This is a genomic window from Blautia sp. TF10-30, assembly GCF_003481245.1.
Lineage (GTDB): Bacteria > Bacillota > Clostridia > Lachnospirales > Lachnospiraceae > Fusicatenibacter > Fusicatenibacter saccharivorans.
In genome coordinates this window covers 59,978-73,643 of the sequence record NZ_QUKM01000003.1, presented here as the reverse complement: position 1 = coordinate 73,643, position 13,666 = coordinate 59,978, and the positions used below count along the sequence as shown (strand labels likewise).

Annotated in this window: 12 protein-coding genes; 11 read left to right on the top strand and 1 reads right to left on the bottom strand. The window is 47.8% G+C overall.

The window, feature by feature from the left end:
* Positions 1-109 precede the first annotated feature (109 nt).
* From DXD02_RS04305 to DXD02_RS04285, 5 genes are all read left to right on the top strand, one after another.
* A complete protein-coding gene (locus tag DXD02_RS04305; RefSeq protein WP_117509190.1) occupies positions 110-1,681 on the top strand; it encodes an ABC transporter permease in 1,572 nt (523 codons plus the stop codon).
* Positions 1,682-1,687: 6 nt separating this feature from the next.
* Positions 1,688-2,656, top strand: a complete 969-nt coding sequence (locus DXD02_RS04300; RefSeq protein WP_055228618.1) for an ABC transporter permease — start codon at positions 1,688-1,690, stop codon at positions 2,654-2,656.
* 13 nt (positions 2,657-2,669) lie between these two features.
* Entirely contained in the window at positions 2,670-4,418 is a 1,749-nt protein-coding gene (gene oppD / locus DXD02_RS04295) for an oligopeptide ABC transporter ATP-binding protein OppD (RefSeq protein WP_117509189.1), read from the top strand.
* Positions 4,419-4,430: 12 nt separating this feature from the next.
* The gene (locus DXD02_RS04290) at positions 4,431-5,735 is read left to right on the top strand and encodes an ATP-binding cassette domain-containing protein (RefSeq protein WP_270423095.1); all 1,305 of its coding nucleotides are present in this window, start codon (positions 4,431-4,433) and stop codon (positions 5,733-5,735) included.
* Positions 5,736-6,054: 319 nt separating this feature from the next.
* A complete protein-coding gene (locus tag DXD02_RS04285; protein ID WP_117509188.1) occupies positions 6,055-7,290 on the top strand; it encodes a hypothetical protein in 1,236 nt (411 codons plus the stop codon).
* Here the strand turns inward: DXD02_RS04285 and DXD02_RS16340 are convergent.
* Positions 7,215-7,469: a DUF6783 domain-containing protein gene (locus DXD02_RS16340; RefSeq protein ID WP_416388104.1), complete on the bottom strand. Its 255-nt coding sequence runs from the start codon at positions 7,467-7,469 to the stop codon at positions 7,215-7,217. The two genes, DXD02_RS04285 and DXD02_RS16340, sit on opposite strands and share 76 nt — an antisense overlap.
* A gap of 101 nt (positions 7,470-7,570) precedes the next feature.
* Here DXD02_RS16340 and glgB point away from each other — a divergent pair, with 101 nt between their 5' ends.
* The 6 genes from glgB (at position 7,571) to DXD02_RS04255 (ending at position 13,637) form a co-directional block, all read left to right on the top strand.
* A complete protein-coding gene (glgB, locus tag DXD02_RS04280; RefSeq protein WP_117804426.1) occupies positions 7,571-10,306 on the top strand; it encodes a 1,4-alpha-glucan branching protein GlgB in 2,736 nt (911 codons plus the stop codon).
* 3 nt (positions 10,307-10,309) lie between these two features.
* A complete protein-coding gene (locus tag DXD02_RS04275; RefSeq protein WP_022462926.1) occupies positions 10,310-11,182 on the top strand; it encodes a mechanosensitive ion channel family protein in 873 nt (290 codons plus the stop codon).
* A gap of 167 nt (positions 11,183-11,349) precedes the next feature.
* Entirely contained in the window at positions 11,350-11,817 is a 468-nt protein-coding gene (gene rimP / locus DXD02_RS04270; RefSeq protein ID WP_022462927.1) for a ribosome maturation factor RimP, read from the top strand.
* Positions 11,818-11,848: 31 nt separating this feature from the next.
* Positions 11,849-13,033, top strand: a complete 1,185-nt coding sequence (gene nusA / locus DXD02_RS04265) for a transcription termination factor NusA (protein ID WP_117804402.1) — start codon at positions 11,849-11,851, stop codon at positions 13,031-13,033.
* Between the two features lie 30 nt (positions 13,034-13,063).
* Positions 13,064-13,342 (top strand): RNase P modulator RnpM, encoded by a 279-nt coding sequence (gene rnpM, locus DXD02_RS04260; protein WP_117804403.1) that lies wholly within the window; start codon positions 13,064-13,066, stop codon positions 13,340-13,342.
* Positions 13,326-13,637, top strand: coding sequence for a L7Ae/L30e/S12e/Gadd45 family ribosomal protein (locus DXD02_RS04255; protein WP_055221524.1), 312 nt, complete (start codon positions 13,326-13,328; stop codon positions 13,635-13,637). The genes rnpM and DXD02_RS04255 overlap by 17 nt, the downstream gene beginning before the upstream one ends.
* The last annotated feature ends 29 nt before the right edge of the window (positions 13,638-13,666 follow it).

Below are 13,666 nucleotides of genomic sequence, written 5' to 3'. Positions count from 1 at the left end.
GGTAAAATTGGAAAGATCAGAACAGTTGAAAGCCAATGAATAAACCGGCAGGGGGATGGGAACAAAAAAAGCCATTCCCCTGTCATATTGTGTTAAGGAATGAGAGAATATGACAAAATATCTTTTTAAGCGTTTGTTGCATGGCCTTGTTTCCGTAGTAATCGTTGTTGGATGCGTTATGACTATGATTTATTCTCTGATGGACCGAAATCTGATTTTCGCACAGGACGCCACCTATTCCCATCAGAGCAATAACCAGAAAAAGGTGTACAAATATCAGAAGTGGGAGACATACGGATATCTTGATTATGTAACCTATGCAGATTATTTGAACGCTCTCAAAGCAAAAGGCGAAATTGACGAGGATACGAGATCCAAAGCAGTAGCATTCGGAAGAACGAAAGACCAGGATTCAGAACTGGTATCTGAATATGTAAAAAAATTTACAGCTTATTATAAAGCAAAAGGTTACACCGTAAGAAGATACGATGCGATCATGATGGGTAAGAAAAAATATGCCAACGGCGGACAGCAGCAGCTGTTTGCGTACAGGGATATTCCGCTTGCAACGCGTCTCGGAAAATATTTTTCCGGTTTGATTGACATCGACAGCATTCACGATGCTGCAAAGGTAGAAGGTAAGAGGGGGATTACATTTACCTTACACGATCCGGTATATGGGGGAAAGAAATTTTCACCGGCCATCATGGGAAATGGCACAACACACAAGTACTTGATGTACTTTGACTCAAAATTCCCATACTTCCATCAGAATATAATCACCATAAATTTAGGAAAGTCCTATTCCGTAAATGAGGGTGTGGATGTAGCACTGACCATGACCCGCGCGCAGGGATCCTACGTAAAATCGGAGATTACCTACCCAAGCGGTCTGGTGGAATACAGTGCAGACGATCTGCACAGCGCAACGTATATGAGCGAATCTCAGGATGCAAGCGCTGTTCATTCCGATCGGTTCACAGATGACTATACCAACGTGGATACAGTTAAGAGTGGTAAATCAAAAATCGGCTATTCCTTTGTAATCGGTATCATTGCCGTAATTCTTTCCTATCTCATCGCAGTGCCGCTTGGCATTCTGATGGCGAGAAAGAAAGACAAACTGGTTGACCAGCTTGGAACCATCTATATTGTATTCATTATAGCAGTACCTTCACTGGCCTATATTTTCCTGTTTAAGGCAATCGGAGGAAAAATGGGTCTGCCGACCACCTTTGACATGGATTCGAAGAGCAAGCTGATGTATATTCTGCCGATCGTTTCCCTGGCACTGCCGCAGGTGGCAAACCTGATGAAATGGCTGCGTCGATACATGATCGACCAGATGAACTCCGATTACGTAAAATTCGCAAGATCCGGTGGACTGACAGAGGGAGAAATCTTTACGAAACACATTTTGAAGAACGCAGCGATTCCGATCGTGCAGGGTGTTCCGGCGAGCGTACTGTTCGCACTGACCGGCGCCATCATCACCGAGCGTGTGTACGTAGTACCAGGTGCCGGTAATCTGCTGACCGAAGCAATCAGCAAATATGATAATGGTGTTATCGTAGGTGTTACACTGTTCTACGCAGTGCTCTCCGTGATTTCCATCATCCTGGGCGACGTTTTGATGTCCATGGTGGATCCGCGAATCTCATTCTCAACGAAAGACAGGTAGGGACTTATGAATTATGATTTAGATAAATTCGGTCTGTCTGAGGAAGAACTGTTTTCTCCTGTAGATAACAGCTCTCTGGAGTCTGAGAAAATTACGGCTCCGAGATATTCCTACTGGCATTCCGTGTTCCGCGTATTTTTTAAGAAAAAAATCAATATTGCCGTACTTTGCCTCCTGGGTGTGATTCTGCTGATGACGTATGTGTATCCGCTCTTTGTGGAGTACGACCGTTTCGCCAATCTGATGAACGGCGCGACAAAACATCTGTCTCCAGGCAAAGCATTGCAGCAGCTTGGATTCAATATTCACTGGATTTTAGGATCCGGTGCTTCCGGACAGTCGACATTTGACGCTGTCTGGTTTGGTTCCAGAATTTCAGTTTCCCTGGCGTTTATCTGTGCGCTCATCAACCTTTCGATTGGTGTGATTGTCGGATCTGTCTGGGGATTTTCGAAGAAGGTTGATGTCTTCATGATGGAGGTTTACAACATCATCGGAAATATTCCGTATGTACTTCTGATCTCCGTCCTGGTGCTTATTTTTTCTCCGAGCTTCTGGACCATGGTATTTGCACTGACCGTTACCGGATGGCTTGCCATCGCGTACTTTATCCGTACGCAGGTCGTTATCATCCGTGACAGAGAGTATAATCTGGCATCAAAATGTCTTGGAACTTCGATTTTCCGCATTGCGATGAAGAATATTCTCCCGTTTATGACATCTGTCATTGTTACTCTGGCGGCAACTGAGATTCCGTCCTACATCTCTTACGAGGTGTTCCTGGCTTACATCGGTATGGGACTTTCTGACATGTCTCTGGGAAGACTGATCTATGAGGCTGAGGGCGCCATGCTGACACCGGGATGGGGATTCGAATTCTGGAGTCCGGTTGTTGTCGCTTCAATCATCACCGTAGTATTATATGTAGTTGGACAGAACCTTGGAGATGCGTCCGACCCGAGAACACATATGTAGGAAGGAAAGCCGCATGGAAGATAAAAAAGTATTATTATCGATTAAGGACTTACAGGTAAAATTCCGTGTCCGCGGCCGTATCCTGACGGCAATCCGGGGCGTAACGCTGGATATTTACGAGAATGAGTCCATTGCTATCGTAGGAGAATCCGGTGCCGGTAAATCCGTATTCACGAAAGCGTTTGCGGGTATGCTGGACAGCAACGGTTTCATCGATCAGGGAGATATCATTTTCAATGATGACGAACTGAGTGATACGGTTGTTCCGCTGAATTCTTATGCGAAAAAGACCATCGCTTCTACCCTGGAAAAACTGAACGAGTATTCCAAACTGGAATATGGTTCAGAAGTATTTCTGAAAATGAAGGCGCTGGAGCAGGAAAAAGAAGAAAAAATGACGCTGAGCGAGGAAGAGCGCGAGAAAGCAGAGGCTGAAATCAAGGAACTTGTAATAAAGAGAACCGAACTTTTCAACTATAAGCAGACACTCGATACTTCCAAAGAAAAAGCGAAAGTCAAAGAGACATCCGCGGAGATTTCCAGACTGGATGGAGAGATTAAGGCTCTGCAGAAAGCAAAAGAGGAAAAAATCAAGGCTCACAAACAGGCTGCCATGAACGATACGGCATACAATCAGGCGTATGAGGCAAAAATGGCAGAGTACAAAAAAGAGTACGCCGGCCTGACAGCAAAAGAAATTACGGACGAGACGAGAAAGAGAAACGAGATTCTTGCCAAAGAGATCTATCTTTCTGTCGGACGTTATAAACTGCGTAAAAAGGTTCGCATGATCAAGAAGCTGCACGAGGCATTCAAAGCTGCGATGGAACGCGGTGTGGATCTGAATGACGAGCAGAAACGGAACAGCGTTTTCGACCAGGCAACTTTCCGTGTACGCTATCTGGATGAGACACCGGAGCGGCTTCATGGAACCTGTATCATTAACCTGGCAAAAATCCAGGATCCGAATGACTGGGGCCAGATCCGCGGTAAGAAAATTGCAACCGTATTCCAGGATCCGATGACTTCCCTGAACCCGATCATCACAATCGGAAAACAGATTACGTCTGTTATCATGAAGCATCAGAATGTCAGCGAGGTGGAAGCAAGAGCACAGGCGCTTGAGCTGATGGAAAAGGTTGGTATTCCGAACGCAGAGCAGCGTTTCGATGATTATCCGTTCCAGTATTCCGGCGGTATGAGACAGCGTATCGTTATTGCGATTGCACTTTCCTGCCGTCCGAAGATCCTCATCTGCGATGAGCCGACAACTGCGCTGGACGTTACGATTCAGGCACAGATCCTGAAGCTGATCAAGGATCTTCAGAAAGAGTACAACTACACCATCGTGTTTATTACCCACGACCTTGGTGTCGTAGCGAATATCGCAGACCGTGTTGCCGTTCTGTACGCAGGACAGATCATCGAGTTTGCGAACGTAGAAGAGCTGTTCTACGATCCGCGCCATCCGTACACCTGGGCGCTGCTTTCTTCCCTGCCGCAGCTTGCGGAGCGGAATACAAAGCTGTTTTCCATTACCGGTACGCCGCCGTCTCTGTACAATAAGATTATCGGAGACCCGTTTGCACCGCGTAACCAGTACTGTCTGAAGATTGATACTCTGGAGGAGCCGCCGATGTTCAAGGTAACGGATACCCACTATGCCAAGACATGGCTGCTGGATCCGAGAGCGCCGAAGACAGAAAAACCGGAAGCTATTCAGAATATTCACGAAAAACTGTTAAAAGCATATAACTTATAGGAGAGTTTGAAAGTGTCTACAAAGCAGGAAAGCAAGACCACTGTTTCGCATCTGCCGGAGCATGGTCCGATTGACGAAAATGGAAGAGAAATCTTACTGCAGGTAAAAAATGTAGATATCACTTTCGGCAAGGGCGATGACGCAGTCAAAGCGGTAAAAAATGCTTCTTTTGACATCTACAAGGGAGAGACCTTCTCCCTCGTAGGCGAGTCCGGTTCCGGAAAGACAACGATCGGCCGTGCGGTCATTCGTGTCAACCCGTGTTCCGCAGGAGAGATCCTGTATAAGGGCGTTAAAATTTCCGGTAAGATTCCGCATTCCCTGGACCGGGAGGTTATCCGAAACATTCAGATGGTATTCCAGGATCCGGCCGCATCGTTAAATGAGCGTGCGACGGTCGATTATATCGTATCCGAGGGTCTTTACAACTTCCATCTGTACGAGAACGAGGCAGACCGTGTGAAAAAGGTAGAGAACATGATCAACGAGGTTGGTCTTCTGCCAGAGCACCTGACCCGTTACCCACATGAGTTCTCCGGCGGACAGCGCCAGCGTATCGGTCTGGCCCGTGCCATGGTTATGGAGCCGGAGCTGGTTGTAGCCGATGAGCCGATCTCCGCACTGGACGTATCGATCCGTGCCCAGGTCCTCAATCTGCTGAAGAAATTCCAGAGAGAAAAACAGGTTACTTATCTGTTTATCGCCCATGACCTTTCCATCGTACGGTTCATTTCCGACCGTATCGGTGTTATCTACAAAGGAAATATCGTAGAGGTTGCGGACGCAGAGGAGCTGTTCAACTTCCCGCTGCATCCATACACCCATTCCCTGATCTCTGCGATCCCGATTCCGGATCCGCAGCTCGAGAAGAATAAGGTGCTGTACACCTATGACCCGTCCATTCACGATTATTCCGTGGACAAACCGGAATTCGTGGACATCGGACACAATCATTTTGTATATGGAAATAAAAAAGAGATCGAAGAGTATAAGGCACTCCGTGAGAAGGGAGAGCCGCTGCAGCCGATCACCATCCGAAAGCCTGGCGAGGAAGTAAAAGAGGAGAACCACGAGGTTCATCTTTCCAAGGCAGAAGATGAATTCCTGAAAACTCCGGTTCACGATACCGGAAGCGTCTGGTACAAAGTGCTGTCGTTCTTCTTCCCGATCATCGGTATCATCGCAGCGATGGTATACAAAAAGAAACAATACTATCACAACTACAAAGCATGCAAGCAGGGCGCGCTGTACGGATTTGCTGTACTTGCCGTGATTCTCCTGATCTTTATCATTGCATTGATTTTAGTTGCCCTATAGTGGACAGGAAAGAAAAAGTGGCCCGGAACCAGAAAAAAGGTTCCGGTGCCGCTTTTTTTGATTTACGCGAGCAACGAGCCAAAGTCCGTGCTTGCACGAGACCTTGGCGACTGCCGCGATAACTTGAGAAACTCGCGGAGCGTGTTTCTCATAGTTTACAGGAAACTTCGTTGAAATTTTCTGTAAATTAAAAAAGTTGTGGCTTCCGGAACGAAGTGCGAGATGAATTCCGTTCCGATTTTACTTGACGGGCGATGTGTTTTTTGGGACAATAAATCACAGCGGAAAAGGAAAATTAGAATGAAAGAGGAGCAAAAAAATGGGAAGAACAGTAAAAGATCCGAACAGACGGCTGCCAAAGCCGGTACAGAAGGTCTGGCTTTCCGAAAAAAATGTCGGACGGCGCATCCTGCTTGTAGTACTGCTTCTGGCGATTGGATCCGGTTTTCTGGTGTATGGTTTTATGAACTTTCTGCATGGAGATTCCGGCTGGCGTGAGATCAGTGTAAAGGCAGGCGCGGATTTGAACTGCGGTGAGGATTTTACCTTGAAATATAACGTTGGCGCAAGCGGGGTTTCTGCAGGCGGGGAGGCAAAGGCGCTTTCGCTGCTTTACACAGATGCGGCAGTGAAAGGCTACCGGCTTTTCAATATAGATGAGAGCTTTGAGGATGTGACAAACCTGTATGATATCAACCAGCATCCAAATGAAGTGCTGACGGTAGATCCGGTTTTATACGATGCACTGAAAAAAGTATCCGATGCCAATTGCCGGGAAATTTATCTGGGACCGCTGTATGCGTCCCTGGAAAATCTCTGCGCCAGCAATGATGATGCGGCTGCAGCGCAGTTTGATCCGAACCGGAACGATGCGGCAGCAGAAGAAACGGCAGCAGTTGCTGCCTTTACACAGAACCCGGATGATATTTCACTGGAGCTGTCAGGGGAAAACCAGGTCTGTCTGCATGTGTCAGACGCGTATCAGGCGTATGCCGCAGAGATGGGCTATACCGCATATCTCGACTTTTTCTGGATGAAAAATGCTTTTTTGATTGATTATCTGGCGGATACGATTCGTGGCGAGGGCTATCAGCTCGGCATTATTTCCAGTAAGGACGGTTTCGTGCGCTGTCTCGATGAGACGGGAGAAAAAGAGTACCGGTATCCGCTGTATCATCTTTCCGGGAACGAAATCCAGTCATACGGAACAATGACGTATGAAGGACCGAAAAGCATCGTGTTTTTCCACGCTTACCAGGCGGGCAGCCCGGATGCGTACCGCTATTACCAGTATCAGGACGGAACGATGCGCACGCCGTATCTTAGCGCGGCAGACGGAAAAGACCACACAGCAGCCTCCGAACTGATCGTCTATTCCGGTGAATATGGCTGTGCCAATACGCTGCTTGCAGCATTTTCTGATTATCAGGCCGAATCGCTTTCCAGGGAGTCCCTGGAAACACTGACTTCACAGAACATTTACAGTATCTGGTTTGAGAACGATGAGATGCAGACGACAGATGAAGATCTTGCCGTAATCGTAGGAAATGAATAAAAAACAAACCAGATTTGCATTGTACAATCGCAGTTAGGATGGTAGAATAAAAACAGAATTTGAAAAATCATTTCCACAATCTGCAAGCCCCACTTCGCGATCTGTTTTGACCTTATCCGGTTGCTGCAGACCGTTTGGGCTGAAAATGGGACTCGCAGCTCACGAAAAGCTTTTTTCAAACACGCTCTGGCATGAATGAGTGCTTTTTTATGCGATTTTGTATGGGGGAAGCAGCAGCGAGAGCACGTAAAATAAAAAAGGAGGGGTTATAATTTTGAAAATGGAAGAAAAATTATACGATTATATGGATTGGGCGGAAATAGAAGCCGTGGTCTATTCTGAGGAAAATCATCCAAGAGACATCTTGGGACCGCGCGTAACGGAGGATGGTATTTTGATTCAGGCGTTTTTCCCGGGTGCAACCCGTGCAGCCGTACATACGATCCGCGACGGAAAACAGACCGAGATGGTTTGCGAGGATGAGGCGGGATTTTTCGCTGTGCTGCTTCCGGGAAAGAAAATTCCGTCCTATACGCTGATCTACTGGGACGGCGACGGAAACCAGATGGAGCATTACGATCCATATGCCTATCCGATGCAGTTCACCGAGCAGGAACAGAAACAGTTTGAAAACGGCATCTGTTATTCCATCTATGAGAAGATGGGTGCACACCCGGTAAAGATCGATGGTATCAGTGGTGTTTACTTCGCTGTCTGGGCACCGAATGCGATCCGTGTCAGCGTTGTCGGGGATTTCAATAACTGGGACGGAAGAGCATATCAGATGAATCTTCTGGAGTCCGGGATCTATGAACTCTTTATCCCCGGTGTTCGCGCGGGCGACATCTATAAATATGAAATTAAGGCAAAGGGCGGTCTGACGTATCTGAAATCGGATCCATACGCGAATGCAGCACAGCTGCGTCCGAACAATGCGAGTGTTGTGGTTGATCTTGGAAAATATGCCTGGCAGGATGAGAACTGGATGAAGAAGCGTGGTGTCACACAGGGCGACAAAGCGCCGATTTCTGTTTATGAAGTGCATCTTGGCTCCTGGAAAAAACCGGACGATGGCCGTGAATTTTATAACTACCGTGAGATCGCTCCGATGCTGGCTTCTTATGTGAAAGAGCTCGGCTACACCCATGTTGAGCTGATGCCGGTGATGGAGCATCCACTCGATGAATCCTGGGGTTATCAGGTAACGGGCTATTACGCACCGACAGCACGATACGGAACGCCGGATGACTTCCGCTATTTTATGGATACGATGCACCAGAACGACATTGGTGTTATTCTCGACTGGGTACCGGCACACTTCCCGCGCGATACCTTCGGACTTTCTGCGTTTGACGGAACGTGTCTGTACGAGCATTTTGACCCGAGACAGGGATCCCATCCACACTGGGGCACGCTGATTTACAATTACGGCAGACCGGAAGTAAAGAACTTCCTGATCGCCAATGCGCTTTTCTGGGCAAAAGAGTACCATGCCGACGGAATCCGTATGGATGCGGTTGCATCGATGCTGTATCTTGATTATGGCAAGCAGGACGGGGAGTGGGTCGCAAATATCTACGGCGGAAATGAGAACCTTGAGGCAATCGAATTTTTAAAACATCTGAACTCCATCTTCAAAAAAGAGTTCCCGGATGCGCTTCTTATCGCAGAGGAATCGACTGCATGGCCGAAGGTGACGGGAGAACTCGACGATGAAGGACTTGGCTTCGACTACAAGTGGAACATGGGCTGGATGAATGATTTTACGGAATATATGAAAAACGATCCGGTATACCGCGGGGCACATCACGATCAGCTGACTTTTTCTATGGTATATGCATACTCGGAGAAATTCATGCTGAGTCTGTCGCACGATGAAGTGGTTCACCTGAAAGGGTCTATGTATACCAAAATGCCGGGTACACCGGAGCAGAAAATGGCAAATCTTCGTCTGGCGTACGCTTATCAGATGGTGCATCCCGGAAAGAAGCTTCTGTTTATGGGACAGGAATTTGGACAGGAAAAAGAGTGGAATGAGAAACAGTCCCTGTCCTGGGAGCTTCTTGAGGACAAGAAACATCTGCAGTTAAAGAACTATATGGCGGCACTTCATGCATTCTACAAAGCAAATCCGGCATTGTATCAGCTTGACGAAAAGCCGGAGGGCTTTGAGTGGATCAATGGCATGGAGTGGGAAAAGAATCTTCTGATCTTCCTTCGCAGAACAAGGAAGAAAGAAGATACGCTGCTTGTCATATGCAACTTCTCGAATGTCGAGTACGATGATTTCCGCATTGGTGTGCCGTATCCAGGAAAGTACAAAGAGATGTTCAACAGCGATGCGGAAAGCTATGGCGGAACAGGCGTCGGAAATCCACGCGTGAAAATGTCGAAAAAAACAGAGTGCGACGAGCGGAAAAACTCGATTACCGTAAAACTCGCACCGCTTTCTGTTCAGGTATTTTCTTATACGAAGCCGGAGACGGGCGCTGCAAGCAATAAGAGCGCAAAGGCAAAAACTGCAGCGAAAGCGGCAGCAGAGAAGAAAACCGGAAAGAAGGGAAAACCGGCTGGAAAAACGGAAGAAGCAGTAAAAGCAGTAAAAGCAGTAAAAGCAAAGAAAACAACAAAGACTGCTCAAAAAGCAGAGAAAAAAGCAGAGAAAAAGGTATCGGAAAAAACGGTGAAAACCGCAGAGAAAAAGCAGGGAACTACGACTGCGACAGAGAAGGTGGAGAAAGCCGTAAAGCAGGCGATCGACAGCAAACCGGTGAAAACGGTAGAGCAGACGGTGGACAAGCTGGTGAAAGCCGGAAAATCCGCAGCGGCAGAGGCAGCAAAAGCCGTGGAAAAATACCGCGCAGCCGCCGATCCGGAAAAGAAGCCGGCTACAAAGCCGGAAACCAAGTCGGAAGCAAAATCAGAGGCAAAACCAGAGACAAAAACGAAAAAAAGCACAGGCATGAGTGAACTCGGCGAGGAGCTGCAGAGAAAATTCGAGACAGAGGAGAGATAACACATGGTGAATCTGACAGCGGCGGAACGCGTCTATGAATACTGGATCGACAAGGCCTCTTCGGCTGCCGATCTGGTGCTGAAGATTGTGTTTGCAGTAATTCTGTTTCTGGTTGCACGCAAACTGATCCTGTGGCTCTGTGGTCTGATCCGGAAAAACATGCGGCGTTTTCACACGGAGGAGGCGGTGGTCAGTTTCACCGTTTCCATGGTGAAATACAGTCTGAACACGCTGCTGGTGCTGACCATTATCGTTCAGCTCGGCATCGTATCCGAAGCGTCGATCGCAGCAGCCATCGCCTCCGCCGGCGTTGCCGTATCCCTGGCATTGCAGGGCGGCCTCTCAAACTTTGCAGGCGGGGTGATGATTCTGCTGCTGAAGCCATTTAAGGTCGGTGACTACATCATTTTCCCGGGCGAAGGCCAGGAGGGAACGGTCAAAAAGATTGAGATGTATTACACGACAATCAACAGCATCGACAACCGTACCATCATGATCCCGAACGCCAATCTTACGAATCACACCATCATCAACGTGACGGCAATGGACCGCAGAAAGCTGGAAATCAAAGTCGGCATTTCTTATGAGTCCGATATCAGAAAAGCGAAGGATATCCTGCGCCGCCTCGTTGAGGAGGAGCCGCATTTTCAGTCGGAGGAGCAGCAGTTTTTCGTAGATGAGCTGGGCGAGAGCGCGATCACGGTCGGTCTGCGCGCCTGGGTCGCAACGGAAAATTACTGGCCGGTCAAATGGAAAATGAATGAGCGCATCAAAGAAGAGTTTGACGCGGCGGGAATTTCCATCCCGTATAACCAGCTCGATGTCCACATCTGCCCGGAACCGGCGAACAAAAAAGCCGGAAAAGGCGATAAATAAAGGATATTTTGAAAATTAACCCTTGCAATTGCACGGAAAAGGTGCTATAGTAAAGTTGTTAATAAGTGACTGTTAAGGAGTGGACGATTTCGTCCACTCTTTCTTGTGTACAGGGAAATGAAAGAATTTTTCGAAAGTTTCCCTAAATCAAAAAAGGTGGTGAGGATTTGAGCAGAAGAGAAGAATACGAACAGAAGGCAGAAGAACTGATCACTCCGATTGTAGAAGCCAATGGTTTTGAACTGGTGGATGTGGAGTATGTCAAAGAGGGCGGTACCTGGTACCTGCGTGCTTACATCGACAAAGAAGGCGGAATTACCGTAGATGACTGCGAAATCGTCAGCCGTGCATTTTCTGACCGGCTGGACGCAGAGGACTTTATCGATGACGCCTATATCATGGAGGTCAGCTCCCCGGGCCTTGGACGTCCGCTGAAAAAAGAGAAAGACTATAAGAGAAGCATGGGAAAAGAGCTGGAAATCCGGACATACCGTGCGATCGAGAGAAACCGGGAATTTTACGGAATACTCACCGCATATGATGATAACAGTGTGACCATTTTGGAGGAGGACGGAACAGAGCGCGTCTTCCAGAAAAGCGATATTGCATTGATCCGTTTAGCATTTGATTTCTAAACAGACGCAGATACAGGAGGAAAAGAGAAAAATGAATACAGAATTAATGGAGGCCCTTGAAGTTCTTGAGAAAGAGAAGAATATCAGCAAAGATACCCTGCTTGAGGCAATTGAGCAGTCGCTGATCCAGGCCTGTAAAAACCATTTTGGCAAAGCAGATAATGTAAAGGTAAGCATTAACGCCCAGACTGGTGATTTCAAAGTCGTAGCAGAGAAAACCGTTGTTGATCTGGTACAGGATCCGATCATGGAGATCGCCCTTTCCGATGCAAAACGTGCAGACTCCCGCTATGAACTCGGCGATATCGTTCCGGTAGAAATCAAATCCAAAGAGTTCGGCCGTATTGCAACCCAGAATGCCAAAAACGTCATTCTTCAGAAGATCCGTGAGGAAGAGCGTAAAGTTCTGTTTGATCAGTACTTCGAGAAAGAGCACGATGTGGTTACCGGTGTGGTACAGCGCTATGTGGGACGCAACGTCAGCATCAACCTCGGTAAAGTAGACGCTCTGCTGACCGAGAACGAGCAGGTCAAAGGCGAGAAATTTGAGCCGACCCAGCGTGTGAAAGTATACGTTCTGGAAGTAAAGAATACAACCAAGGGACCGAAAGTCATGGTATCCCGTACCCATCCGGAACTCGTAAAACGTCTCTTTGAGTCTGAGGTTTCCGAGGTTGCAGAAGGCATCGTAGAGATCAAGAGCATTGCCCGTGAGGCAGGAAGCCGTACGAAAATGGCAGTATGGTCCAACGATCCGAACGTCGATGCAGTCGGCGCATGCGTCGGTATGAACGGAAGCCGTGTCAACGCGGTTGTCAATGAGCTGAACGGAGAGAAGATCGACATCATTACATGGGATGAGAACCCGGCACTCCTGATCGAGAACGCACTGAGCCCGGCAAAAGTTATCTCCGTTATGGCAGATCCGGATGAGAAGACCGCAAAAGTAATCGTTCCGGATTACCAGCTTTCCCTTGCCATCGGTAAAGAGGGACAGAACGCAAGACTTGCCGCACGTCTGACCGGATTCAAGATCGACATTAAGAGCGAGACCCAGGCACGCGAGGCAGGAGACTTCGACTACGTAGAAGAAGAGGAATACGAGGAAGAGGACAATTACGATGAGTCCGCAGCAGAGGAGGAAACCATCTCTGCAGAAGAAAACTTCGACGAGAATGATGTAGAAACAGCAGAGAAAGCCGGAGACGAAGAGTAATTAAAATAAAAACAAAGGCGGGATGAGCATTTGAGTACAGTTCGTAAAGTGCCGCTGCGTAAATGCATTGGCTGCAATGAAATGAAAAACAAAAAAGAAATGATCCGCGTGGTGAAAACCACCGAAGGAACGATTGTTCCGGACACAACCGGAAGAATGAACGGACGCGGTGCTTATGTCTGCTCTCTGGAATGTCTGGGGAATGCAATGAAAAACAAAGGACTTTCCCGTTCTCTGAAGGCAGAAATTCCATCAGAGGTTTATGAGCAGTTAAAGGAGGCATTTGCGAAGATTGAACAGTCAAAGTAAAGGATTATCCATGCTGGGCCTTGCCATGAAGGCGGGTAAGGTATCGAGCGGCGAATTTGCGACCGAGCAGGCCGTAAAGAGCGGCAGCGCATACCTTGTCATTCTGGCGGAAACGGCGTCGGCCAATACACAGAAGAAATTTCGCAATATGTGTGCATACTATAAAGTGCCATGCATTCTTTTTGGGGACAAAGAGCAGCTTGGAAGAGCCATCGGAAGAGAATACCGTTCTTCCCTTGCCGTATGTGAAGCGCATTTTGCAGAAAAAATAGCAGCATTGTTGGCAGAAGCGTAAGGCGTAAGGCCGGAAAGGTCGGTGGATGG